The sequence below is a fragment of the Aeromonas sp. FDAARGOS 1409 genome (genome assembly GCF_019048705.1).
GTDB lineage: Bacteria > Pseudomonadota > Gammaproteobacteria > Enterobacterales > Aeromonadaceae > Aeromonas > Aeromonas sanarellii.
Genome location: NZ_CP077395.1, coordinates 2,753,212 through 2,776,646, shown reverse-complemented (window position 1 = coordinate 2,776,646; position 23,435 = coordinate 2,753,212). Strand labels below are relative to the sequence as shown.

Below are 23,435 nucleotides of genomic sequence, written 5' to 3'. Positions count from 1 at the left end.
GCGGTGGTGACATACCTTCATTCTACCCGCTAAGCCCCCGGGCTACGCCACACTATTTTTGTCGGCAAAGGCGCTGCGTTCGCTGCGCACCAGGCGGCTGACATAGCGTTCCAGATAGGGCACGGGGAGCGGCTTGGAGGCGAGATACCCCTGGAAGAAATGGCAGCCCTGCGCCTGCAGGAACTCCAGCTGCTGGCGGGACTCCACCCCCTCCGCCGTCACGTTGAACCCCATGTGGCGTGCCATGGCGATCACCGCCTCGACGATGGCCATGTTGTCCCCATCCTTGGGGATGTCCTGGATGAAGGAGCGGTCGATCTTGAGTTCGTCCGCCGGCAGCCGCTTGAGGTAGCTCAGGGAGGAGTAGCCGGCCCCGAAGTCGTCGATGGCGAAGCTGATGCCCAGGGTCTTGAGCTCGGTCATCTTGCTGATGGTGTCCTCCGCATGGCCGAGCACCACGGACTCGGTGATCTCCAGGTTCAGGCACGCGGGATCCATGCCGGTCGAGGCCAGCACGTCGTGAATGCGATCGACGAAATCGGGGGCATGGAACTGCTTGGCGCTGACGTTGACCGACAGCTGGGGCACGTGGATTCCGTTCTCTTCCCAGGAGACGTACTGGGTGCACGCCTCGTGCAGCACCCAGTTGCCGATGTCGACGATGAGATCCGTCTCCTCGGCGATGGGGATGAACTCGGCGGGGGAGACCAGGGCCCGGCCCGGCGGTTGCCAGCGGATCAGCGCCTCCACCCCGATGAGGTCCCCCCCCTCGACCATGTGCTGGGGCTGGTAGTGCAGGGTCAACTCCTGGTTGTCGAGGGCGCTGCGCAGCTCGTTGTGGATGAGCAGACGCCGGTCGGCCTGCAACTGCATGGAGGCATCGAAGAAGCGCCGGGTCTTGCGGCCCGCCGACTTGGCCTGGTACATGGCTGTGTCGGCCTGCTTGAGCAGATCCCCCGCCTCCTGCTCCCGTCCGGGGAAGAGGGTGATGCCGACGCTGGCCCCGATATGCAGCACCTGTCCCCCATGGCTGTAGGGGGCGGCGATTTCACCGATGAGCCGCTCCGCGATGAGGTCGGCCTGCATCTCCGCCTGGGGCGGGCTGATGGAGAGCGCCGGCAGCAGCAGCACGAACTCGTCGCCGCCGAGTCGGGCCAGGCAATCTCCCTGGCGCACCAGCCGCTTGAGCCGGCTGGCCACCTCCTTGAGCAGCCAGTCACCGGTGGCGTGGCCGAGAGAGTCGTTGATGGTCTTGAAGTGGTCGAGATCGATGAACAGCAGGGCGCCGATGAGGTGCTCACGGCTCGCCTCCGCGAACGCCTGGGCCAGGGTCTCGTGCAACTGGCGGCGATTGGGCAGGCCAGTCAGCTCGTCGTAATAGGCGAGATCCTGGATGCGGCGCTCCGCCGCCTTTCGCTCGGAGATGTCCTCGAAGAAGATGACGTAGTGGCTGATGCCCCCCTTGTCGTCCTGCACCGGGGTGACGATTTCCCACTGGGGATAGGCGCGGCCGTCGGCATGCAGACGCAGGGTCTCCCCCTGCCAGCGATCGAGGGCGTTGAGCTCATAGCCCAGCCCGCCCAGTCCCGACCAGAGATCGTTGCCAAGGTGCAGGCCTATGACCCCCTGACTGTCGAAGCCGGTGATCTGGCTGAAGGCGTAATTGACCCGCAGGATCTTGAACTCGGGATCCGTGATGATGATGCCTTCGTGGGTTTCGAACGCCACCGCAGACAGCCGCATCAGGGCGTCGCTCTGCAGACGCTCCAGCTCGGCCACCATGCGCACCGAGAAGATGGTCAGCACTGAGCCCAGATCGGCGGTCTGGGTCTGGCTCGGGAACAGCAGGGCGAGATGGCCCAGGAGCTGACCACCGCGATCCAGCAGTGGCTGGGCGTAGTAATGCAGGCCGGCGGGCAGGCCCTGGCCCTCGCTCAATGGTTCACTGACGGGGGAAGGGCTGGTGGCCCCCTGCCGATAGAGTTGTTGGCAAGGCATGTCGCCCAGGGCGTACTCCTTGACGTCGATGCCGTGACTCGCCAGCACCCTGAGCCGGTCGAGCCCGACCCGCTCCGTCAGCCAGACCGCGCTGGCCCCCAGGATATGGGCCAGTTCGTTCACCAGGGTCTGGCAGAAATCGAGCCCCGTCTTGGCGGAGAGCGCCTGTGCCAGCTTGGCCAGCAAGGGGGCCTGCAACAGGGGCAGTGGCGGAATGATCCCGGCGGGCGGCTCGGTGCGGCTCATCTCGCGGTGGATCATCTCGAGCGGGGCCAGCCAGCCGCAGCAGAGCTGCTGGGCCGCCACATACTGACCGTACCAGAGCACATGGTGCACATTGCCCGTCTCGTCGCCGAGGTGACCGATGAATTGGCCGGACTGGCCACTGTGGTGGAGTCTGGAGAGAAAATCGGCGAAACCCGCTTCGTCTTCCGGCACCAGCTGCCCGGCCCAGGGATGAGGCCCCTCCCCTGCCCAGGGCTCACAAGAGACATGATCCGACAGGCTCCACTGCTCATGCTGCCGATCATAAAACCACATCATCTGGGTGGCTTGCTGCTTCATTTACGACTCCGACACGACAACCACGTCATCCACCCCCGACTCTTGCAGAAAAGCATATCCGTTTACGCGCATATCTCCACCGGCGCATGGCAATCTTCTGCGATGCGATAACGCGATGTGAATAGAGAAAATACGAGGCGGTGCGGCGAAAACCGGATATCGGGTCGGCACAAGGCGCTGCCAAGAGGGGGACAGAAACGATCCTATTCCCTGATACTGCCTTCCTGTTTCACTGAGCTCAAGCGGTTTTTGGCATGAAACGGGAAAAGCTCACAATTTGGGGACGGTGAGATCGCCAGGGGGATATTTCGTGATGCAGATCACATTCTGATTTAGCCACATGGGTAATCTGAGGGTGAAGACACAAGCAAGACGACCCGAAGGGGGCCAATATGAAAATTGAAATGACCAGCAAAATCATTGACATCACCCCAGCCATCCGCGAGCGCATTGAATCCCGTTTTGAAAAGCTCGAGCGTCTTCAGGTGCCTCTTATCACACCCCACGTGATCATCTCCAAAGAGCGTTTGATGTATATCGTCGAAGCCACGGCCGGCATCCCCAACGGCAAGCTGTTTGCGCAGGCAGAGCATGAGGATCTCTATGCCGCCATCACGGATCTGGGCCAGAAGCTGGAGCGCCAGCTCAACCGTCACACGGAGAAGCCCATCGCCCGCCGTGCCGCCGGCAAGGAAGTGGCCCAGCCGGACGAAGCGGACGCCTGATCCGGTTCACCTCTCCATCCATTGAGCAAAAGGCGGGTCATCCCGCCTTTTTGCATGGCGCCGACTCGGCGCCCATCACCCCAGCCAGCGCAGCCTGGCATCCACTTCGCGAGAGAGTTCATCCAGCAGCGGCAACATGAGCAGGGGCTCCTCCCCCCTGGGCTCGCCACCCAGGGGGCTGGCGGCCTGCTTCCCCAGCCAGCGCTCGCGGCCCAGTGCCGAGAGGTTGTCATAGACGGCGGGATCCAGCGCCGGCGCCCGGCTCACCAGCGGGGGGGATCGCAGCGCCAGCCAGAGCCGGACGTCCGCCATGCAGCCCCCCTGCTGCAGGCACTCGTTCAGCGCCCCGGCCCCGGTCTCCTCCATTCCCCCCTGCAGGGGGGCCTGGGGCATCAGGCCAAAGCGGGTGCGCCACGGCGTCGTGCCGTAGGCAGCCGGGGGCGGGTCCTCAAACCAGGGCTGCTCTTCCACCGCCTCGGTCAGGAGCGCCAGGTGCAGCCTGAAGTCGGCCCTGTCTCCCTGGCGGAGATCCTGGTTGAGCCGCTGGCCAAGCTGGGCCTCATCGACGAGCAGTCGGTCACGAATCGCACTGGGCAGCATGAGATAAATCTTGGAAATAAGGGTTTCATTGCTTATCGGCCATCAACCCGATCCTTTAAGCATTAAAAATCCCTACCAAGGGGTTCACAAGCGCGGCAGATCTGTTAGTATGCGCCTCGCACTTGGGGAGGGGTTCCCGAGCGGCCAAAGGGATCAGACTGTAAATCTGACGGCTCTGCCTTCGAAGGTTCGAATCCTTCTCCCTCCACCATTCAAGTGCGCACCATCAGGCAATGCCCCGTGGAGGGGTTCCCGAGCGGCCAAAGGGATCAGACTGTAAATCTGACGGCTCTGCCTTCGAAGGTTCGAATCCTTCTCCCTCCACCACTCTTCCAGAAAACCCGGCCTCGCGCCGGGTTTTCGCTTTTCCGGCTCCCCGCTCCCGACCGCGCCTCCCTCCCCGGGCAATAAAAAACGGGAGACCCCTGGCCTCCCGTCTTCGCATCCCGCGTCCTCACAGGGTGAAGCGATAGAAGATGTCCACCGCCTGGGCCACCCCGCTCATGGCCTGCAGGTAGAGCCTGGGCATCAGCTCGTAGCGCAGCTTGAACTCGGCGATGGGGCTGAACACCCCGACCCCGTACTGGAACTGCAGGCCGGGCAGCAGGTAGGCCGACAGGGTGACCTGGGTATCGTCTCCGCTGCCGGCGGTGTCGAGGGCCACGTCGCTCATGCCGAGGGACTCCCCTATGCTGGAGACCACGCCGCTCGCCTGGCTCACGGCCCCCGCCACCAGCAGGCCATTGAAGCCGCCATCCTCGCCGCTGGTCTGCAGCCCCTTGCCGCGCAGCAGGTAGGAGAGCTGCTCGGACTGCGCCATCTGCGGCTCGGAATAGACGGTGATCTTCGGCTTGGCGGCCGGCCCGGTCACCCGCACCCCGACGGTGACGTTGTCCTCTATGGTATCGGGATCCCGGTAGGTCTCGATGTTGAGATAGGGCTGATCGATGGGGCCGGAGAAGAGGATACGCCCCTCCTTGATGATGAGGTTCTGGCCATAGGCCTTGAAGCGCCCGTCTTTCAGCTCCAGCTGTCCATTGCCCGCCAAGGGTTTGGACGGATCCTGGCGAATGTTGAGCGCCCCCGTCACCTTGGTCTTGAGCCCCATGGCCTCCAGCCGGACATCGTCCCCGAGCCGGACGGCGAGCTTGATCTCCATGGGCAGCGGCGCCGCCTTGGGTACGGGAGGCAGATCGTCGTAGATGACGGTCACGTCATCGGAGACCGCCACCGCGCTCTCGGGCAGGGTCTTGACCAGGATCCGCGACCAGGGGATGTCCACCTGGCCGGTGACCCGGGTCTCCTCACCCAGGGAGATGGCGATATCCGGTGTCACCCGCACCCGGCCCATGCCCGGATACTGGGCCTCCAGATCCTTGCCCTGGATGGTAAGACTGCCGGTGACGGGCTGCCGGGCCCAGCTCAGCCAGCCTCCCAGCGCCAGGGGCCCCTTGCCCACCAGCATGGAGCCGTCGAGTTCGGCGCGGTTGCCATCGATCTTGAGGCGGGTCACCAGCTTGGAGAGGGTCACCATGTCGGAGTGGGTCTGCACCTCCCCTTCCCGCAGATCCAGCTCGCCGTACAGCAGGGGCGCGGCCAGGGTGCCGTCGAAACGGGCATCCGCCGAGATGATCCCCTGCAGGGAGCGCACCTCGGGGATGAGGGGGGCGAAGGTGGTCAGCTTGAGATCGTCAAACCTGAGCTGGCCCGACAGCTGACCGCGACCGGCGGGCTCCCTGATCAGCAGATCGGTGTCGATATTGCCGATCTGTTGGGACGCGAAGTCGACCCGGATGGCGGCCTGCTGGCGCTCGAAGTCCACCCCCAGCTCCAGGCGCTGGTAGTCGGTCTTGAGCTCGTCGGCGACAAAGGTGCCCGGCGTGGTGCGCACCGTGGCGTGCAGGGTTGGCTGGCTGCCGCGCCAGCTGGCGCGCCCGTCCGCCGACAGCACCGCCTGCCAGCGGAAGTTGTCAGGCAGCCAGGGGCGCAGCCGCTTGAGATCGAACTGGCTCAGGGCAAACTCCAGGCTGCCCTGGGCCGGGGAGATGCGGCTGCCCTTGACGCAGAGGCTGGCCTTCTGGGACCCCAGGCAGAGATCCCCCATGGTCAGCTGCTGGCTCGGCAGATCCAGGTCCAGCGCCCAGGGGGCGGTCAGGGACCAGCGTTTGAGGGGGGTCTTCAGCCTGAGTTCTGAGAGAGCGCCACGCCAGCGCTCCCCGCGCAGACTGCCATTCAGGCGCAGATCCGCGGCCACCGGCTCCCCCTTCATGGTCAGGGTCAGGTCGTGTCGATTGAGATCGCCGCTCAGGTTCAGGGCGATCTGGGAGAGCGCGGTCGCCCCCTGCGCCAGGCTCGCCACCGTCACGCCCAGCTCGCCCGCAGGCTTGTCCCCCGCCAGGGCATTGCCCCGGATGGCCGTCTCCTTGAGCACTGTCCCCGCATAGGAGAGGCGGCTCGACGCCAGATCCACGCTCACCCTGGGTGCCTGCTGGCTGCCGGTGACGCGCACCTGTCCCTTGAGATCGCCGCCAAGGCCGGGGTAGATGCCGCCTAGCTTGGGGGCGTCGATCTGCGCATCCAGCTTCCAGGCCAGGGTCGTGAGGGAGCCCTTCGCCTGCAACTGGTTGGGGCCGCTTTGCAGCGCCAGGGCCGGGATGGTCCACTCCATCTTGTCGTTGCCGCTGAGGGCTCCCTTGAGCGCCAGAGGATACTGGTTGAGCTTGCCGTCAACCTTGAGCTCCGGCAGCGCCAGCTGCCAGTGGCCCGCCTCGTCCAGCTCGAAGCGGCTCGCAATCCTGCCCGCCAGCGTCCCCTTGATCTCCGGCACCAGCTCGGCCGGGTTGATCCCCTTGAATTCCGTGGTGCCCTGCCACTGCACCCCCTTGTTCCAGGCCAGCTTGCCGTCGAGCCTGAGCTCCCCCTTGAGGGCACCCAGCAGCAGCTCGATGCGGCTGAGCTGGCCGAGATCCCCCTTGCCCGACAGGGCCACCTTGAAGGGCGGCACATCGGTGCCTTTGCCGGCGGTCTTCAGCGCAAACTGGTAGCCGGAGAGCTTGCCCTTGGCGCTCAGGGTGCCCTTGTCCAGCCGGTAACTGGGTTCATCCTTGGCTGGCTTGTGCAGCGGCCAGGCGAGGCTCTTCCAGTCCAGCGCCAGATCAAACGGCAGCTCCGGATCGAGGGCCGCGAGCGATCCCTTGAGATTGGCGGTGACCGGCCCCTTGGCCTTGAGCGCCAGCCCCAGCTTGCCCACGGACCCCGCCAGGGTCAGGTTAGCCTGCTCCCCCTTGAGCTGGTTCTCCAGCAGCCCCTTGCGGGCCTTGGCATCCAGGGTCAGGGCGAGGGGATAATCCTCGACCAGGCGCACATGGCCGCTCAAGGCCAGATCCGCCATGGCGTGGCGCAGGGAGAGCTCCCGCACGTCGATGCGCTCATCCTGGGCCTTGGCCGACAGCAGCAGGGTGTCGAGCCCCTCGACGAGCTCCCCCTGCTGGTAGCGCAGCCTGGTGGCGTTCAGGCCTTCCAGCTGGATGGGGAAAGGCAGGCGGATCTCGGGCAGCACTATGGGCTCGGGCTTGTTCGCGGCCTTGCCCTTGTCAGCCTGGCGCCCCTCGGACGCCTTGGCCGCCACCTCCTTCGCCTTCTGCGGTTCGCCCTTGCCCTGCCCCTGCTTGGCGGGCTCCTTCCCCTTGTCGGCGGGGGGCTTGCTGCCGGCCTCCTTGGGGGCCTGTGCCAGCACGATGTCGAGACCATCGAGCACGGGACCGCGCACCATGAGCCCCTTGCGATCCAGGGTGGCGCCTATCTCGAGATCCTTGAGGGTCACCACCACGCCGGGCACGGCCAGATCGAGGCCGGCCACCCTGAGGCTGTCCACCTGGATCTTGAGCGGCAGCGGGCGCCAGACGAAGGGCTCCGACGGCGCTTCCGGCGCAGGTTCGGATTCGGCCACCCGGACCACGGGACGGGTGACCGCGAGAGACTTGATCCAGAGCTTGCCCTGCAAGAGCTTGCCGAGATCCCAGTCCAGCACCGCCCGCTCCACGGTGACATCCACCAGCTCGTCCTGCCAGCCGACCCCTTCCAGGATCCAGCCATAGCCGAGCTGACCCGCCACCAGCTCCCCCTTGAGGGAGGGCAGCGCGCCCCTGGCCTGCTGCCACAGCCACTTGTTGCCCTGGTGGGTGAAGCCCAGCAGGCTGACGCCGATGAGCAGCAGGAAGAAGAGGCCCATGAGCCACAGGAAGATGCGTTTTACCCAGATCACGATGCAGACCCCTGCAAGGAGAGCAGCCGCAGCGGCCAGAAAAGAGAGCGAAGAGGACGAAGGCGTTCAAACCGGATCATAGTTCTGGCCCCAGCGCGAAATGCAGCCGCAGCGGCTTGTCTTCTTCGGAGATGCCCACCGCCAAGTCCAGCCTGACCTGACCGATGGGGGTCACCCAGCGCACCCCGACCCCGGTGCCTATCTTCCAGGCCTCGCTGTAGTCGACGGTGGCGGTACCGCCATCCACGAACAGGGCGCCGAGCCACTTGTCGCTGAAGCGGTAGTTGTATTCCAGGCTGCCCACGCTGGTGTAACGGCCCCCGGTGAGCTTGCCCTCCTCGTCCCTCGGCGAGACGGTCTCATAGCCGTAGCCGCGGATGGTCTGATCGCCGCCGGTGAAGAAACGCAGGGAGGGGGGCACCAGGGAGAAGTCATCCCCGACGATGGCCCCCTGCTCAACCCGCATCAGGAAGCGGTGATCCTCCCCCAGGGTGCGCAGCCACTTGCTGCGTCCCCACACCCGCATGAAGTTGATGTCGGAGCCCCAGTAGGGACTGGAGAATTCCATCGTCAGCTGCTGGCGATCCCCCCAGTCCGGCACCAGGCCGCCGCGCACCCGCAGCCGCGACCAGGAGACCCCGGGGATCAGCAGCAGGCTGTTCCCCTCGTCGTTGCCCTGCACATAGCGCTCGTTCTCCAGCCGCACGAAGACATCCCTGTCCCAGCTCTCGGGTCGCCGCTTCCAGCGGTGCACGCCGAAGGTGGCCAGATCGGAACGGGTGTCGTTGTTGTCGGTGTACTGGTAGCCGGCCTGCAGGGAGTAGTAGTCCCGCAGCGGGTTGCCGACCGGGATCTGGTAGTCGAAGCTCAGCTCCGCCTCAGGGGCCGAGATCTTGGCGGTGCTGGAGAGGCTGTGACCGTAGCGGTTGACCCAGGGCTTCTCCCAGGTGGCGCTCAGGCGCGGCCCCACGTCGGTGGCATAGCCGATACCCGTCTCTATCTCGTGGTCGACCCGGTTGGAGAGGGTCACCTGCACCGGCACCCGGTTGTCCTCGGCCTGGCTGATCAGGGGCTTGATGTCCACCTGCTTGAACAGCTTGGTGGAGGAGACGTCCTGGGACATCTCGGCCAGCCGGATCGCCAGATAGGGGTCGCCAGTCTGGATGTTGATGAGCGGCCGGATGAGGCGCAGCGCCTCCGGCGTCGCGTCGTAGCGGATCTCACCGAAATGATAGCGGGGGCCGGAGCGAAACAGGATGTAGATCTCCGCCTTGCCCTGATCCGGGAAGACCTTGACCTGGCTCTTGCTGATCTTGGCGTCGAAGTAGCCCCGCGCCAGCCCCAGGCTGCCGAGATCCGCCTTGATGGATTCGTACTTGCCGTGGTTGAGGGGATCCCCCTCCTTCAGGGGCAGCTTGTCCAGCAGCTCGCTGTAGACCTCGTCGCTGCCCGCATCCCCCTCCAGCAGGATGTCGAGGCGCGAGATGATCACGGGCTCTCCCCGCTCGATCTCGATGACGACCCTGGCCGGGGATTTCTTGTCGCGGGTGAGGGTGATCTTCGACTGGTAGTAGCCGTAGACCTGCAGGGCCTTCTGCACGCTCTCGGTGATCTTGGCGCGGGCGGGGCGGTACTGGCGCTCCTGGTAGACCGGCAGGGCATTGAGATAGGCCTCGACGTTATCCTTCTGCTCCCCCTTGACCCCCTTGATCTGATAGGTCAGCTTGGCCGCCATGGCGGGGGTGGCCAGCAACCAGAGGGCGAGGAGCAGCAGCAAGGTGCCGGGCCCGGGGCGACGGGATCGCCCGGATGAAGTGCTCCCGGCTGGAAAAGTAGGATAGCATCCTGTCAAACGTCAATTTCCCCGAATAACATGATTGAAAAATTGTTCTATTCAGAACGATACCGGGACTCACCCCGGCCAAATGCCGCCCATCCTAGCACAATCCCCGTCGCGAGATCCCCCGATCGGGCCCAGTCCTGACCATGATGCCCGCCCCCGGGCCGCGACCCGAACGACGGCCATCGGGCTCGCCTCCCTGCCAGAGCGACCAGACTGTGCACTCTCTCGGCGAGGGTCGTACAAAAAACCGTCTCTTCAAACGTCCGCCGCCTGCCCGCACTCAGTGCCGTCTCCTGTTCGCAGCCTCCCTCCGAGCGACAGTTCCTGTCGAATCACACCGGACTTTGCGAGGGGGGACGACCCGGCCGACTTGACGTCATCGTCTGGCTCCACCGCCTTCCTGCCGGCGATTGCACCAGAAAATAAGTTTAAATCAATAACTTGATAGGAAGCACTAAAGCTTCGTTCAATTCAATCGATTTATCCCGCTGCCACTGATCTCCCGCCTGCCTCACACTGACTCCATTCATCGCAGGAGAGCTCCCATGACCTTACGCAGCGAACAACTGGCTGACTACATCGCCGACCGGCTCGAATTCATCACCTTCCTGGCCTGCTGCAGCGCCTTGCTGGCCCTGCTGACCGGGATGAACGGCCAGCAGGCCCTGGCCTTCACCGCCCTCAACCTGCCCTTCGGCCTCGCCCTGCTGCTGGGCATGGCCCTGCTGGCCCCGCTGCCGGCCCACTGGCGCCTGCCCGGGATCGTGCTGCTGCTGGTCGGCGGCGCCCTGCTGACACTGCAGTTGGGTGGCGACTGGCTCAATCCCCTGGCCATCTGGTGCCTCTACGCCCTGCTGGGGCTGGAGATCCTCTGGCAGTCTCGCCCCAGGGTCCGCCTGGCAACCCATCCCCGCGGCTGAGCCTGCCAGCCATCTGCCGACGGCCAGGAGGACGCGCCATCAGGCTGCGCCGCAAGGGGCTGACGCAGGGGCGCAATTGGAGTAATCTTGCGCCCCTTTACCGCCACCGAGGAGCGCCCCGATGAAAAAAGCCTGTGCCCAGCACATCCTGGTCAAGACCGAGAAACAGTGCCTCGAGATCAAGGAGAAGCTCGCCAAGGGCGCCGACTTCGGCCAGATGGCCAGGCGCTTCTCCACCTGCCCCTCCGGCAAGCGCGGCGGCGACCTGGGAGAGTTCTCCAAGGGGGACATGGTCAAGGCCTTCGACGATGCCGTGTTCAAGGGGGAGCTGCTGACCGTGCTGGGGCCGGTGCGCACCAAGTTCGGCTTCCATCTCATCAAGGTGCTCTATCGCAGCTGAGGGCTGCTGCCCGGGGTCGGCCCCAGGTTCCCGGCCCCTGAAGCCCAAAGACGCAACGATAATTTACTAACGTTATCAGGCAATTAAGTTTATCCTTCTGGGCATAGTTCCATCCTGACCAGTGGATCCGTCTTATGCACAGCTCTTTGTGGTGGCCCCTGCTGGCCTGGCTGCTGCCCCTGGGGGGCGCCCTCGGCAGCCGCGCCCACCTCTGGCCCTGGTGGCTCGGTTTCGCCCTCTGCATCGTGAGCGCCCTGATCGGCCTCTGGCTCCTGCTGCGCCTTCCCTGGCGCTATCGCAACGCCCCCACCCTGTGGCCCGACATCTGGGGCATAGCCCCCCTGGTGCTGCCCCTGCTGTTCCTCGTCCAGGCGCTGCGCTCGCCGCTCACCAACGACGTCAGCACGGATCCCCATCATCCTCCCCGCCTCCAGTGGGCCGAGCAGTTGAGAACGGCAGAGGATCTCCCCGTCAACACTCCGCCCCTGCAAGTATTTCCCGGCAACCCCGGTCCTCTCTATACCCACGCCTCCCCCGCCGAAGTGCTCGCCGAAGCGGACGAGCTGATGACGGAGCTGGGCTGGCGGGTTCAGCCGAGCCCGAATGGCCTCGAGGCAGTCGTCACCACCGGCTGGTTCGGCTTTCAGGATGACGTGGCGCTGCGGGTCTTCGCCGGGCCGAAAGAGACCCGGATCGACATGCGCTCCGCCTCCCGCCAGGGGCGCAGCGATCTGGGGGTCAACCGGGCGCGGATCCTGGACTTCCTGAACCGGCTGAACGAACGGCTGGGGGGCGCCTACAAGCCCAAGATGCAGAAACTCGACGAGGAACAACATGCGCATTGAGGTCAAACCGGATCGAGCCTACGCCTGGTTCATCCGCCCCTTCTTCTGGCTGCAGCAACGCAACTACGGCCAGGTGCTGATCCCCGGCAAGTGCTGGGGCCGCTCTCCGTGCCTGTTCGCCGCCGTCGCCACCCTCTACGGCGTCATCAACCGCAGGCGCTCCCCCGTCGATCCCGTGCTGCGCTCCCTGGTGACGGTGCGGGTCTCCCAGCTCAACTGGTGCCGCTTCTGCGTCGACATCAACGCCATGACCCTGATCCAGCGGGCGGGGTCGAGCGACAAGGTGGAGGCGCTCGCCCAGTGGCGCACCAGCCCCCTGTTCGACGAGCGGGAGCGGGCCGTGCTCGATTACGCCGAGGCCATGACCGGCCTCGACGGGGTGAGTGACGAGCAGGTCGCCCGCCTCAAGCCCTGGTTCGATGACGACGCCCTGGTGGAGCTCACCGGCCTCATCGCCTTCCAGAACATGTCCGCCAAGTTCAACGCCGCCCTCGACATCCCGCCCCAGGGGTTCTGCCAGCTGCCGGTGCAGCCCGAGCGCCCTGCCAAACGGGATCGCCAATGACCAGGGCACGCCTCCTTCTGCTGCTGGTGATGGGCACCCTTGTCGGCGCCTTCTTCGCCCTGGATCTCGACGGCTACTTAAGCCTCGCCCAACTGCAGGCGCGGCAGGCCCAGGTCTCGGCCTGGGTGCAGGCGCACTTCGCCGCGGCAGCCCTCGCCTTCATGCTGATCTACGTGATCACCGCGGCCCTCTCCCTGCCCGGTGCCAGCCTGCTGACCCTGGCGGGCAGCGCCGTCTTCGGCATCCAGTGGGGACTCTTGCTGGTCTCCTTTGCCAGCACCCTGGGGGCCACCCTGGCCTTTCTCAGCGCCCGCTTCATGCTGCGGGACTGGGTAGCCGGGCGCTTTGGCGACAAGCTCGCCAGCGTTCAGGCTGGCATGGCGAAAGATGGCGCCTTCTACCTGCTGAGCCTGCGCCTCATCCCCCTCTTCCCCTTCTTCCTGGTCAACCTGGTGATGGGGCTCACCCCCATCCGGGTCAGCACTTACTACTGGGTCAGCCAGCTCGGCATGCTGCCGGGCACCTTCGTCTACGTGCTGGCGGGCAGCGAGCTCGCCACCCTCACCAGCACCGGCAACATTCTCTCCCCCGGGCTGGTGGCGGCCCTGACCCTGCTCGGCCTGATGCCCTGGCTGATGCGCTGGCTGCAGCGCCGTCTCGCCCTGCGCCGCCTGCACGCCCCCTATCGCAAACCCGCGCGCTTTGACTACAACCTCCTGGTGATCGGCGCCGGGGCCGGGGGGCTGGTCACCAGCTATCTTGCCGCGGCGATGAAGGCCAGGGTGGCGCTCATCGAGCAGCACAGGATGGGGGGGGATTGCCTCAACACCGGCTGCGTCCCCTCCAAGGCGCTGATCCGAAGCGCCCGCTTCGCGGCCGAGCAGCGCAGGGCCGGGGAGCTCGGGTTCAGCCAGAGCACTTCCCGCGCCGACTTCGCCGTCGTGATGGAGCGAGTGGCCGCGGTGATCAGGGAGGTCGAGCCCCACGACTCCATCGAGCGCTATCAGGCCCTGGGGGTGGAGTGCATCCAGGGGCGGGCCCGCCTCGTCTCCCCCTGGGAGGTGGAGGTGAACGGCAGGCGCCTGTCGAGCCGCCACCTGGTGATCGCCACCGGTGCAAGGCCCCTGGTGCCCGAGCTGTCGGGGCTCGGTGACGTGCCCTACCTCACTTCCGACACCCTCTGGCAGCTGCGCGAGCCCCCCCGCCACCTGCTGGTGCTCGGCGGCGGCCCCATCGGCTGCGAACTGGCCCAGAGCCTGGCCCTGCTCGGCATCCCGGTCACCCTGGTGGAGCTGGCCGATCAGCTGCTGCCCCGGGAGGAGCGCGACGTGGCCGAGGCGCTGGCGGCGCAGCTGGCCCGCGACGGCGTACAAGTGCTCACCGGCTGGCGCGCCGAGCGGGTCGATGCCAGGCCGGTGGAGGAAGGCCTGCCCATCCGGTTGCACCTGCGCCGGGGCGACGAGACCCGGGCCATCGAGGGGGATCAGCTGCTGCTGGCGCTGGGCCGGGTGGCCAACGTGAGCGGCTTCGGCCTCGAGGAGCTGGGGGTGGAACTCGCCCCGCGCGGTACCCTCAAGGTCGACGGCTTCCTCGCCACCAACTACCCCAGCATACTGGCGGTGGGGGACGTCGCGGGCCCCTACCAGCTCACCCACTTCGCCGCCCACCAGGGCTGGTATGCCGCCGTCAACGCGCTCTTCGGCCCCTTCAAGCGCTTTCGCGCGGACTACCGGGTGATCCCGGCCGCCATCTACACCAGCCCGGAAATCGCCCGGGTCGGCCTCAACCAGAGAGAGGCCGGGGCCCGGGGCATCCCCTTCGAGGTGACCCGCTTCGAGATGGCCGAGCTGGATCGCGCCATCGCCGACGGGGAGACCGGCGGCTTTATCGAGGTGCTCACCGCCCCCGGCAAGGATCAGATCCTGGGAGCGACCCTGGTGGGCGCTCACGCCGGCGAGCGGATCGCCGAGTTCGTGCTCGCCATGCGCCACCGGCTCGGCCTTGGCAAGATCCTCGCCACCGTCCACCCCTATCCCACCCTGACGGAGGGGAACAAGTACGTGGCCGGCGCCTGGCGCCGCGCCCGCCAGCCCGGACGCCTGCTGGCGCTGCTGGCCCGTTACCACGGTTGGCGCCGTGGCGCCTGACCCTTCACGAGATGAACACCATGATCAAGACCCGGCTTCGCGCCCTGCTCCGTTCCCTGTTCGCCGCCGCTCCCCTGCTGCTGGCGGCCCAGCCCCACGCCGCCGAGACGCCGTGGCAGCAGACCCTCGCCGAGGCGAAGGGCCAGACCGTCTATTTCAACGCCTGGGGCGGCAGCCCGGAGATCAACGCCTACCTGGTGTGGGCGGGGCAGGAGCTCGAGCGGCGGTACGGGGTCAGGCTGGTGCAGGTGAAGGTGGATGACATCGCCCAGAGCGTCAGCCAGCTGCTGGCCGCCAAACAGGCCGGCAAGCGAGACGGCGGCCCCATCGACCTGCTCTGGGTCAACGGCGAGAACTTCAAGGCGCTCAAGGAGCAGGGGCTGCTCGGCGCGCCCTTTACCCGGGAGCTGCCGAACATGGCGCTGGTGGACGGCACCCTGCCGGTGAGCGAGGACTTCACCGTGCCGGTGGAAGGGCTGGAGGCCCCCTGGGGCATAGGCCAGCTCAACCTCATGGTGGACGGCGACCAGGTCGAGACCCCGCCCGCCTCCGCAGCGGCGCTGCTCGCCTGGGTCCAGGCACACCCCGGCCGCTTCACCTATCCCAAGCCGCCCCAGTTTCACGGCTCCAGCTTCCTCAAGCAGATCCTGCTGGAACTGACTCCGGATCCCGCCCCCCTCTATCGGGAGGCCACCGATGCCGAGTTTGCCAAGGTGACAGCCCCGCTCTGGGCCTGGCTGGAACAACTGCACCCCGCACTCTGGCGCAAGGGCAAGCTGTTTCCCACCGGCGCCGCCGAAACCAGACAGCTGCTGGACGACGGCGAGCTCGCCATGGCCATCAGCTTCAATCCGGGAGAGGCCCAAAGCGCGGTGCAGAACGGCACCCTGCCCCCCTCGGTGAGGGCGGTGGCCATGAGCAAGGGGGCGCTCACCAACAGCCATTTCCTCGCCATTCCCTTCAATGCCAGCGCCCGGGCCGGGGCCAAGGTGGCGGCCAACTTCCTGCTGAGCCCGGCGGCCCAGGCCCGCAAGGCCGATCCCGCCTTCTGGGGCGATCCCAGCGTGCTGCGCCAGGAGGCCCTGCCGGGGGCGAGCCGGCCAGCCCTGCGCTTCAAGGCCAAGCCTGAGCCCCACCCCAGCTGGCAGCTCAGGCTGGAAGCGGCCTGGGCCGAGCGCTATGGCCACTGATCCATGCAGGCCAAGGCACGTCTCCTCGTCCTGCTGACGTGCGCCTGTCTGCTGGGCGCACCGCTCGCCGGCGGCCTGCTGCTGCTGGCGCGGGAGGGCATCGCTTCAGGCAATCTCGGCCTGCTGCTCGCCCAGCCGGGGCTCTGGCACTCCGCGGGCCTGAGCCTCTGGGTGGCGGGGGCCTCCACCCTGGGGGCCCTGGCGTTCACCGCCCTGCTGCTCGCCCTGGGCAGCGGGCGCCCCTGGATGCGCTGGCTGCACCGTCTGCTCTCCCCCCTGCTGGCCCTGCCCCACGTCGCCTTCGCCATCGGCTTTGCCTTCCTGCTCGCCCCCTCCGGCTGGCTGCTGCGCCTCTTCGCCCCCCTGTTCGGCGTCGGCGACCTGCCGCCGGACTGGCAAACCCTGAGAGATCCCTGGGGGCTCGGCCTCATTGTGGCGCTCATCCTCAAGGAGACGCCGTTCCTGCTGCTGATGGCCCTGGCGGCGCAGGATCCCGCCAGGGTGGCGCGCCAGCAGTGGCTGGGGGAGAGCCTCGGGTTCAGCGGGCCCCAGCTGTGGTGGCGCCTGCTGCTGCCGGCGCTCTGGCCCGCCCTGCGCCTGCCCCTCTATGCGGTCGCCGCCTATGGCCTGGCGGTGGTGGATCTCGCCCTGCTGCTGGGCCCCGATGCCCCGCCCCCCCTGGCGGTGCGCCTCTGGCTCTGGTATCAGGACGCGAATCTGCGCTGGCGCGGCGCGAGCAGCAGCGGCGCCCTGCTGCTGCTCACGCTCAACCTGCTGCTGCTTGCCGCCCTGCGGCTGCTGGAGTGGGGTCACGTGACTCTCGGCAAGGTCCGCTGGCTGGACGGCAGGCGCGCCGTGCCCTCCCCCTGGCCAGAGCGGTTCACCCGGGCCGGGGTCTGGGCCCTGCTCGCCATCAACCTGCTGGTGCTCGCCTCCCTGCTGCTCTGGTCCCTGGCCAGGCGCTGGTCCTTCCCCGCCCTCTGGCCGAGCGAATGGAGCGACCGCCACTGGCTGGCGCTGCTGCCCACCCTGGGACCCCTGCTGTGGCAGAGCCTGTGGCTGGCCCTGCTCTGCGCCGCCCTGTCGCTCCTGCTGGCGGTGCTCTGCCTGGAGGCGCAGCCGGGGCGCGGCCCGCGGGGAGCCTCCTGGTCCCTCTGGCTCGTCTGCCTGCCCCTGCTGCTGCCCCAGGCCAGCCTGCTGTTCGGGCTGCGCCTGCAGATAGACGGCCTCGGGCTCGGCGGCATCGGCCCGGGCTGGGTGCTCTGGAGCCAGCTGGTGTTCGTGTTTCCCTACGTCTATCTCTGCCTGCACGGCCCCTATCGCCAGTTCGACGATCGCCTCACCCGGGTGGCCCTCAGCCTGGGCGCCAGCCCCTGGCGAGCCTGGTGGCGGGTGAAGGGTCCCCTGCTGGCCCGCCCCCTGCTGTTCGCCTTCGGCGTCGGCGCCGCGGTGAGCCTGGCCCAATACCTGCCCACCCTGCTGTTTGGCGCGGGCAGGGTGGTCACCATCACCACGGAGGCGGTGGCCATCGGCAGCGGCCTCAACCGGCGGCTGGCAGGGCTCTACGGCTTGCTGCAACTGCTGCTGCCGCTTTTCATCTACGGTCTGGTACTCTGGCTGCCGCGCCGCATCAACCCCGCCTTGAGGCCCTGAACATGCTCCACACCACCCCGCTTTGCCTCTCTCTGGACGAGCGCCCCCTGCTGACGCTGCCCCCCCTGGCGGTGGCCCCAGGTGAAGTGCTGACCCTGATGGGCCCGAGCGGCTGCGGCAAGAGCTCATTGCTGGCGGCCCTGGCCGGGGTACTGCCCGGCGTGAGGGGAAGAGGCCGGTTCCGGCTGGAGGGAGAGCTTCGCCTGGATGGGCGCCGGCTCACCTCCCTGCCCCCCCAGGAACGGCAGATCGGCATCCTGTTCCAGGATGATCTGCTGTTTGCCCACCTGACGGTGGCCGAGAACCTGATGTTCGGCATGCCGGCCAGCATCAGGTGTGCGGCGGCCAGAAGGGCGAAGGCGCTGGCGGCCTTGACCGAGGTGGGCCTGGCGAGCCAGGGGGACAAGCGGCCAGACCAGCTCTCCGGCGGCCAGAAGGCGCGGGTCGGCCTGCTGCGGGCCCTGCTCGCCGAGCCCCGCGCCCTGCTGCTGGACGAGCCCTTCTCGCGCCTCGACAAGCCGCTGCGCTCGGCGTTTCGCACCCTGGTGTTCGCCCGCATAAAGGCGCTGGGCATCCCCGCCATTCTGGTGACCCACGACGAGGAGGATGCGCCGGGCGCCATACTGCATCTGATCCCACCCGCCACCGATGAAGAGGAGAGCGACCTTGTTTGACCGCCACCTGATCCCCCTTGTCCGCCGCCCCCTCGCCACCCTGGCGCGGCCCCTGTGCCGGGCCGGGATCAGCGCCAACCAGATAAGCCTCGCCGGCTTTGCCATCGGCATGCTGGCGTTGCCGCTGCTGGCCCTGGGGGCTCATGGCTGGGCGCTCGCCGCCATCCTCTGCAACCGGCTGCTGGACGGGCTGGACGGCGCCGTGGCGCGAGAAACCGGGATCACCGACTGCGGCGGCTTCCTCGACATCACCCTCGACTTCATTTTCTATGCCGCCGTGGTGCTGGGCTTCGCCCTCGCCGACCCCGCCAACGCGCTGCCCGCCGCCACCCTGCTGTTCGCCTTCATGGGCACGGGCTCGAGTTTTCTGGCGTTTGCCGTCATGGCGGGCAAGCGGGGCATCGACAATCCGGTCTACCACCACAAGTCCCTCTATTATCTGGGCGGCCTCACCGAAGGGAGCGAGACCATAGCGCTCTTCGTGCTGATGTGCCTCTGGCCCGCCGCCTTCGTTCCCCTGGCCTACGGCTTCGCCCTGCTCTGCGCCATCACCACCCTGACCCGGGTCTGGAGCGGTTATCACACCCTGCGCTGACGGGTGTCGCGGGGAGCCGGCCCGGTACGGAACACTTGCGCATGGACGTCAATGTTTTACCATGACGGCACTCTTTTTCAGGCTCACGAGAACCCTATGCGTCGCCTTGTCTGTGTCCTCTCCCTGTTTCCCCTGCTCTATGGCTGCAGCAGCACGCCGGCGCCCAAGCCCGTGGTCAAACCCCAGCCCAACAGCGCCTTCATCAACCAGGCGCCTCCCGCCAAGCCGGTCTACCAGAGCGGGGTCGGTCTTGGCGTCAGCAAGGGGGATTTTTCCAACCGCAGCAACGTAGACAGGTTCGTGCAGCGCATGATCGACAAGCACGGCTTCAACGGCGCCGAGCTTCACCAGCTGCTGGCCCAGGCCGAGCGCTATGACTGGATCATCCGGCTGATGGATGCCCAGGCGCCCACCCGCACGCCCCCCACCGGGCCTACCGGCGCCTGGAACCGCTACCGCACCAAGTTCATCACCCCGGACAACGTGCAAAACGGCGTCAGCTTCTGGCGCGAGTACGAGGGCGAGCTCAACCGGGCGCAGCAGATCTACGGCGTGCCGCCCGAGATCATCGTCGGCATCATAGGGGTGGAGACCCGCTGGGGCCGGGTGATGGGCAAGACCCGCATCCTGGATGCCCTGGCGACCCTGGCGTTTGACTACCCGCGCCGCGCCGAGTTCTTCACCAGCGAACTGGAGGCCTTCCTGGTGATGACCCGGGACGAGGGGATGAATCCCACCGAACCCAAGGGCTCCTACGCCGGCGCCATGGGCTACGGCCAGTTCATGCCCTCCAGCTTCCAGCGCTACGCGGTGGACTTCGACGGCAACGGCCACACCAATCTGTGGGATCCGGTGGATGCCATCGGCAGCGTGGCCAACTACTTCAAGGCCCACGGCTGGGAGAAGGGGCAACCGGTGGCGGTGCGTGGTCAGGGGCAACTGCCTGGCTATGAGCACGGCTTCCAGACCCGCTATCCGGTCACCACCCTGCGCGGTGCCGGACTGGCCCCCATCGCCTCCCTTGGCAACCACCAGGAGGCGAGCCTGCTGCGCTTGGACGTGGGCACGGGCTACCAGTACTGGTACGGCCTGCCGAACTTCTACGCCATCACCCGCTACAACCACAGCACCCACTACGCCATGGCGGTGTGGCAGCTCGGCCTTGCCGTCAGGGATGCCCGCGGCGGTTACTGAGCCAGGCATACAGCCAACAAAAACGGGCCCGCGGGCCCGTTTTGCTATTCGTTTTCCAGCAGCCAGCGCTTGAGCAGGGCCGCCAGCTGCGCCTGCTCCTCCCCCGTCAGCGGGGCCAGCAGGCGGCGCTCGTTGGCCAGGTGCCGCTCCACCGCCTCGTCCACCAGGGCCAGGCCCGCGTCGGTCAGGTTGACCAGCAGGCTGCGCCTGTCATCTGGGGCCGCCTGACGAGTGATCAGGCCGCGCTGCTCCAGCTTGTCGAGCCGGGCCGTCATGGCCCCCGAGCTCAGCATGGCGGATTGGTAGAGGGCGGTCGGGGTGAGCGGCTCACCGGCCCGGCGCAGGGTCGCCAGGATATCGAAATCCGAGCCGAGCAGGCCGCACTCCTTGAGCTCCTCGCTCACCTCGCGCCCGGCGATGGCCGCCATGCGCGCCACCCGTCCCAGCACCCCCATGGGCGAGCAGTCGAGATCCGGGCGCTGCCGCGCCCACTGGGCCAGCAGCAGGTCAACGTGATCACTGTCCATTCGGGCTCCCTTTTTATCTTTATATAAAGATACTTGATAATAAACCAACTCGCGGCTAATTTATCTTTACTTGAAGATACTTTTTTGTGAGACAACCATGCCGCTGCTGATCGCCCTGCTCGCCCCCCTGCTGTGGGGCAGCACCTATGCCGTCGTCAGTCTCTACCTGACCGACTACTCCCCCTACTGGGTGGCCGTGTGGCGAGCCCTGCCCGCCGGCGTGCTGCTGCTGTTGATCCATCCCCGCTGGCCACCGCTGACCTGGAATCGCCAGTGCCTGCTGGCGTTCTGCAACATCACCGCCTTCTTCGCCCTGCTGTTCGTGGCCGCCTTCCGCCTGCCGGGCGCCGTGGCGGGCACCCTGGGCGCCACCCTGCCGCTGGTATTGATGGCGCTGGCCTGGTTGCAGGATGGCGTCAGGCCGTCGCTGAAATGGCTGCTGCTGGGGCTGATGGGGCTCGCCGGGGTGCTCCTGCTGCTCAACCCCTCCGCCAACCTGGACCCCGTCGGCGTGGCGTGCGCCCTGCTGGCCACCGTGCTCATCGGCCAGTCCAGCCGCTGGATGCAGCGCTGGCCGGTCAGCGATCTGCTGGCGCTCACCGCCTGGCAACTGCTGCTGGGCGGCCTGATGCTGATCCCGCTCGCCTGGTGGCTGGCGGGCCCCATGCCTGTGCCGCAACTGGCGAGTGCCCCCGCCTTTGGCTGGCTCATCCTGCTCAACACCGCGCTCGCCTACTGGGCCTGGCTGTGGGGGCTCAAGCGCCACGGTCCCGAGGTGATGGGCATGCTGGCCCTCACCAATCCCATGGTGGCGGTCTCCCTCGGCGTGCTGCTGGTGGGCGAGGCGCTGGACGGCCGCCAGTGGCTCGGCATCGGGGTGATCCTGCTCTCCCTCTTCCTGATGAAGCTACCGGCCCGCCCCTTCTTCAAGCGCTGGCAGGCCCGCAAGGCTTGCCCCGAACACCCGGGAAACGGCTGATCGCTCGACCGACAGAAAAGCAAAGAGGAGCCGATGCGGCTCCTCTTTTCTTGGTGATGACGTCAGGCTGGCGCGGGCTCAGACGCCGGCTTTTGCCAGGGCGGCGGAGACGATCTGCTGGGCCTCCTGCTGGATGAGGTCCAGGTGTGCCTCCCCCTTGAAGCTCTCCATGTAGATCTTGTAGATGGACTCGGTGCCGGACGGGCGCGCCGCGAACCAGCCGTGTTCGGTCACGACCTTCAAACCGCCGATGGCGGCATCGTTGCCGGGGGCGCGGGTCAGCTTGGCGGTGATGGGGTCACCCGCCAGCATGGAGGCCTCCACCAGCGCCGGATCCAGCTTGGAGAGCACCGCCTTCTGGGCACTGTTGGCCGGGGCGTCGATGCGACGGTAGCTGGAGCGGCCGAACTTGGCCTCCAGGGCGTCGTAGTGAGCCTGGGGATCCTTGCCGGTGACGGCCAGGATCTCGGCCGCCAGCAGCGCCAGGATGAAGCCATCCTTGTCTGTGGTCCAGACGGTGCCATCCTTGCGCAGGAAGGAGGCGCCCGCGCTCTCCTCGCCGCCAAAGCCGAACTCGCCGCTATGGAGGCCATCCACGAACCACTTGAAGCCGACCGGCACCTCTTTCAGGGTGCGACCGATCTCGCCGGCAACCCGATCGATCATGGAGGAGGAGACCAGCGTCTTGCCGACGGCGGCCTCCTTGGCCCAACCGGTGCGGTGGGTGAACAGGTACTGGATGGCCACCGCCAGGTAGTGGTTCGGGTTCATCAGCCCCGCCTTGGTAACGATGCCGTGACGGTCGTAGTCGGGGTCATTGCCGAGCGCGATGTCAAACTTGTCCTTGAGCGCAATCAGGCTCGCCATGGCGAACGGGCTGGAGCAATCCATCCGGATCTTGCCGTCCTTGTCCAGGGTCATGAAGGAGAAGGTCGGGTCGACCTTGTAGTTGACCACCTCGATGTCGAGGCCGTAACGCTTGGCGATCACGTCCCAGTAGGCGACGCCGGAGCCGCCGAGCGGATCCACCCCGATCTTGATGCCGGCCTGCTTGATGGCGGCCAGGTCCAGCACGTTCTCGAGATCGTCCACATAGGGGGTGACATAGTCGTGCTCGACCACAAACTCGCTGGCCAGCGCCTCGGCGAACGGCATGCGCTTCACGCCGGCCAGGTTCGCTTCCAGAATCGCGTTGGCGCGGTCCTCCACCCACTTGGTGATCTCGCCCTCGGCGGGGCCGCCGTGGGGGGGATTGTACTTGAAGCCGCCATCTTCCGGCGGGTTGTGGGACGGGGTGATCACCACGCCGTCCGCCAGGGCAGCAGGTTTGCCTGCGTTGTGGCGCAGGATGGCGTGGGAGATGACCGGGGTCGGCGTGAAGCCGAGACCGGCCTGAATGCGGGTCTCGACGCCGTTGGCCGCCAGCACTTCCACCGCGCTGGCAAACGCCGATTCGGACAGAGCGTGGGTATCCATGCCGACGAACAGCGGGCCCGTGATGCCGGCCTGCTGGCGATACTCCACCAGGGCCTGGGTCACCGCCAGGATATGGGACTCGGTAAAGGCGCTGTGCAGGGCGCTGCCACGGTGGCCCGAGGTGCCGAAGGCGACCCGCTGCTCGGGGCGGCTCATGTCCGGCTTGTTGAGGTAGTAGGCGCTGACCAGACGGGGGATGTTGGTCAAATCGCAGAGACGAGCCGGCTGACCGGCGTGGGAATGCTGTGCCATGGCGTTTTCCTTGAGCTGAGCCTT

18 protein-coding genes and 2 tRNA genes are annotated in these 23,435 nt (G+C 66.9%); 14 read left to right on the top strand and 6 right to left on the bottom strand.

Annotation, left to right across the window (positions count from 1 at the left end; all coding sequences use genetic code 11):
* Nucleotides 1–42: 42 nt before the first annotated feature.
* The gene (locus I6L39_RS13240) at nt 43–2,562 is read right to left on the bottom strand and encodes a bifunctional diguanylate cyclase/phosphodiesterase (RefSeq protein WP_042077365.1); all 2,520 of its coding nucleotides are present in this window, start codon (nt 2,560–2,562) and stop codon (nt 43–45) included.
* Between the two features lie 392 nt (nt 2,563–2,954).
* On the opposite strand from I6L39_RS13240, the gene raiA reads away from it, so the two are divergent.
* Nucleotides 2,955–3,287 carry a ribosome-associated translation inhibitor RaiA gene (gene raiA, locus I6L39_RS13235; protein ID WP_216989894.1) on the top strand — a complete coding sequence of 111 codons (333 nt, stop codon included), beginning with the start codon at nt 2,955–2,957 and terminating at the stop codon, nt 3,285–3,287.
* Between the two features lie 75 nt (nt 3,288–3,362).
* Here raiA and I6L39_RS13230 read toward each other — a convergent pair whose 3' ends face one another.
* Entirely contained in the window at nt 3,363–3,887 is a 525-nt protein-coding gene (locus I6L39_RS13230) for a VC2046/SO_2500 family protein (RefSeq protein ID WP_216989893.1), read from the bottom strand.
* 126 nt (nt 3,888–4,013) lie between these two features.
* Here I6L39_RS13230 and I6L39_RS13225 point away from each other — a divergent pair.
* Both I6L39_RS13225 and I6L39_RS13220 read left to right on the top strand, forming a co-directional pair.
* A tRNA-Tyr gene (locus I6L39_RS13225) sits at nt 4,014–4,098 on the top strand.
* A gap of 31 nt (nt 4,099–4,129) precedes the next feature.
* A tRNA-Tyr gene (locus I6L39_RS13220) sits at nt 4,130–4,214 on the top strand.
* 127 nt (nt 4,215–4,341) lie between these two features.
* On the opposite strand, the gene I6L39_RS13215 is transcribed toward I6L39_RS13220, so the two are convergent.
* Nucleotides 4,342–8,151, bottom strand: a complete 3,810-nt coding sequence (locus I6L39_RS13215; RefSeq protein WP_216989892.1) for a translocation/assembly module TamB domain-containing protein — start codon at nt 8,149–8,151, stop codon at nt 4,342–4,344.
* Nucleotides 8,152–8,227: 76 nt separating this feature from the next.
* Nucleotides 8,228–10,003, bottom strand: coding sequence for an autotransporter assembly complex family protein (locus I6L39_RS13210; protein WP_216989891.1), 1,776 nt, complete (start codon nt 10,001–10,003; stop codon nt 8,228–8,230).
* 536 nt (nt 10,004–10,539) lie between these two features.
* Between I6L39_RS13210 and I6L39_RS13205 the strand changes: the two genes are divergently transcribed.
* The 10 genes from I6L39_RS13205 to mltB all read left to right on the top strand — a co-directional run bounded on the left by I6L39_RS13205 (nt 10,540) and on the right by mltB (nt 20,177).
* Nucleotides 10,540–10,914, top strand: coding sequence for a hypothetical protein (locus I6L39_RS13205; RefSeq protein WP_042077360.1), 375 nt, complete (start codon nt 10,540–10,542; stop codon nt 10,912–10,914).
* Nucleotides 10,915–11,035: 121 nt separating this feature from the next.
* Nucleotides 11,036–11,314 carry a peptidylprolyl isomerase gene (locus I6L39_RS13200; RefSeq protein ID WP_209793545.1) on the top strand — a complete coding sequence of 93 codons (279 nt, stop codon included), beginning with the start codon at nt 11,036–11,038 and terminating at the stop codon, nt 11,312–11,314.
* 134 nt (nt 11,315–11,448) lie between these two features.
* A complete protein-coding gene (locus I6L39_RS13195) occupies nt 11,449–12,159 on the top strand; it encodes a DUF1499 domain-containing protein (RefSeq protein ID WP_216989890.1) in 711 nt (236 codons plus the stop codon).
* Entirely contained in the window at nt 12,149–12,724 is a 576-nt protein-coding gene (locus tag I6L39_RS13190; protein ID WP_216989889.1) for a carboxymuconolactone decarboxylase family protein, read from the top strand. Before I6L39_RS13195 ends, I6L39_RS13190 begins: the two co-directional genes overlap by 11 nt.
* Nucleotides 12,721–14,871, top strand: a complete 2,151-nt coding sequence (locus I6L39_RS13185; protein WP_216989888.1) for an FAD-dependent oxidoreductase — start codon at nt 12,721–12,723, stop codon at nt 14,869–14,871. Before I6L39_RS13190 ends, I6L39_RS13185 begins: the two co-directional genes overlap by 4 nt.
* Nucleotides 14,872–14,891: 20 nt before the next feature.
* Nucleotides 14,892–16,061, top strand: a complete 1,170-nt coding sequence (locus I6L39_RS13180; protein ID WP_216991793.1) for an ABC transporter substrate-binding protein — start codon at nt 14,892–14,894, stop codon at nt 16,059–16,061.
* 3 nt (nt 16,062–16,064) lie between these two features.
* Entirely contained in the window at nt 16,065–17,714 is a 1,650-nt protein-coding gene (locus tag I6L39_RS13175) for an ABC transporter permease (RefSeq protein WP_216989887.1), read from the top strand.
* A 2-nt stretch (nt 17,715–17,716) separates the two neighbouring features.
* Nucleotides 17,717–18,388, top strand: a complete 672-nt coding sequence (locus I6L39_RS13170; protein ID WP_216989886.1) for an ATP-binding cassette domain-containing protein — start codon at nt 17,717–17,719, stop codon at nt 18,386–18,388.
* A complete protein-coding gene (locus I6L39_RS13165) occupies nt 18,381–18,983 on the top strand; it encodes a CDP-alcohol phosphatidyltransferase family protein (RefSeq protein WP_042077347.1) in 603 nt (200 codons plus the stop codon). Before I6L39_RS13170 ends, I6L39_RS13165 begins: the two co-directional genes overlap by 8 nt.
* Before the next feature lie 96 nt (nt 18,984–19,079).
* Nucleotides 19,080–20,177: a lytic murein transglycosylase B gene (gene mltB, locus I6L39_RS13160; RefSeq protein ID WP_216989885.1), complete on the top strand. Its 1,098-nt coding sequence runs from the start codon at nt 19,080–19,082 to the stop codon at nt 20,175–20,177.
* Nucleotides 20,178–20,221: 44 nt separating this feature from the next.
* On the opposite strand, the gene I6L39_RS13155 is transcribed toward mltB, so the two are convergent.
* Entirely contained in the window at nt 20,222–20,704 is a 483-nt protein-coding gene (locus I6L39_RS13155) for a MarR family winged helix-turn-helix transcriptional regulator (protein WP_042077345.1), read from the bottom strand.
* Between the two features lie 97 nt (nt 20,705–20,801).
* Here I6L39_RS13155 and I6L39_RS13150 point away from each other — a divergent pair, with 97 nt between their 5' ends.
* Complete coding sequence (locus I6L39_RS13150) at nt 20,802–21,683, top strand: DMT family transporter (RefSeq protein WP_042077344.1); 882 nt, start codon at nt 20,802–20,804, stop codon at nt 21,681–21,683.
* A gap of 78 nt (nt 21,684–21,761) precedes the next feature.
* Here the strand turns inward: I6L39_RS13150 and pgm are convergent, their stop codons facing one another.
* Nucleotides 21,762–23,411, bottom strand: a complete 1,650-nt coding sequence (gene pgm / locus I6L39_RS13145; protein ID WP_128273094.1) for a phosphoglucomutase (alpha-D-glucose-1,6-bisphosphate-dependent) — start codon at nt 23,409–23,411, stop codon at nt 21,762–21,764.
* Nucleotides 23,412–23,435 lie beyond the last annotated feature (24 nt).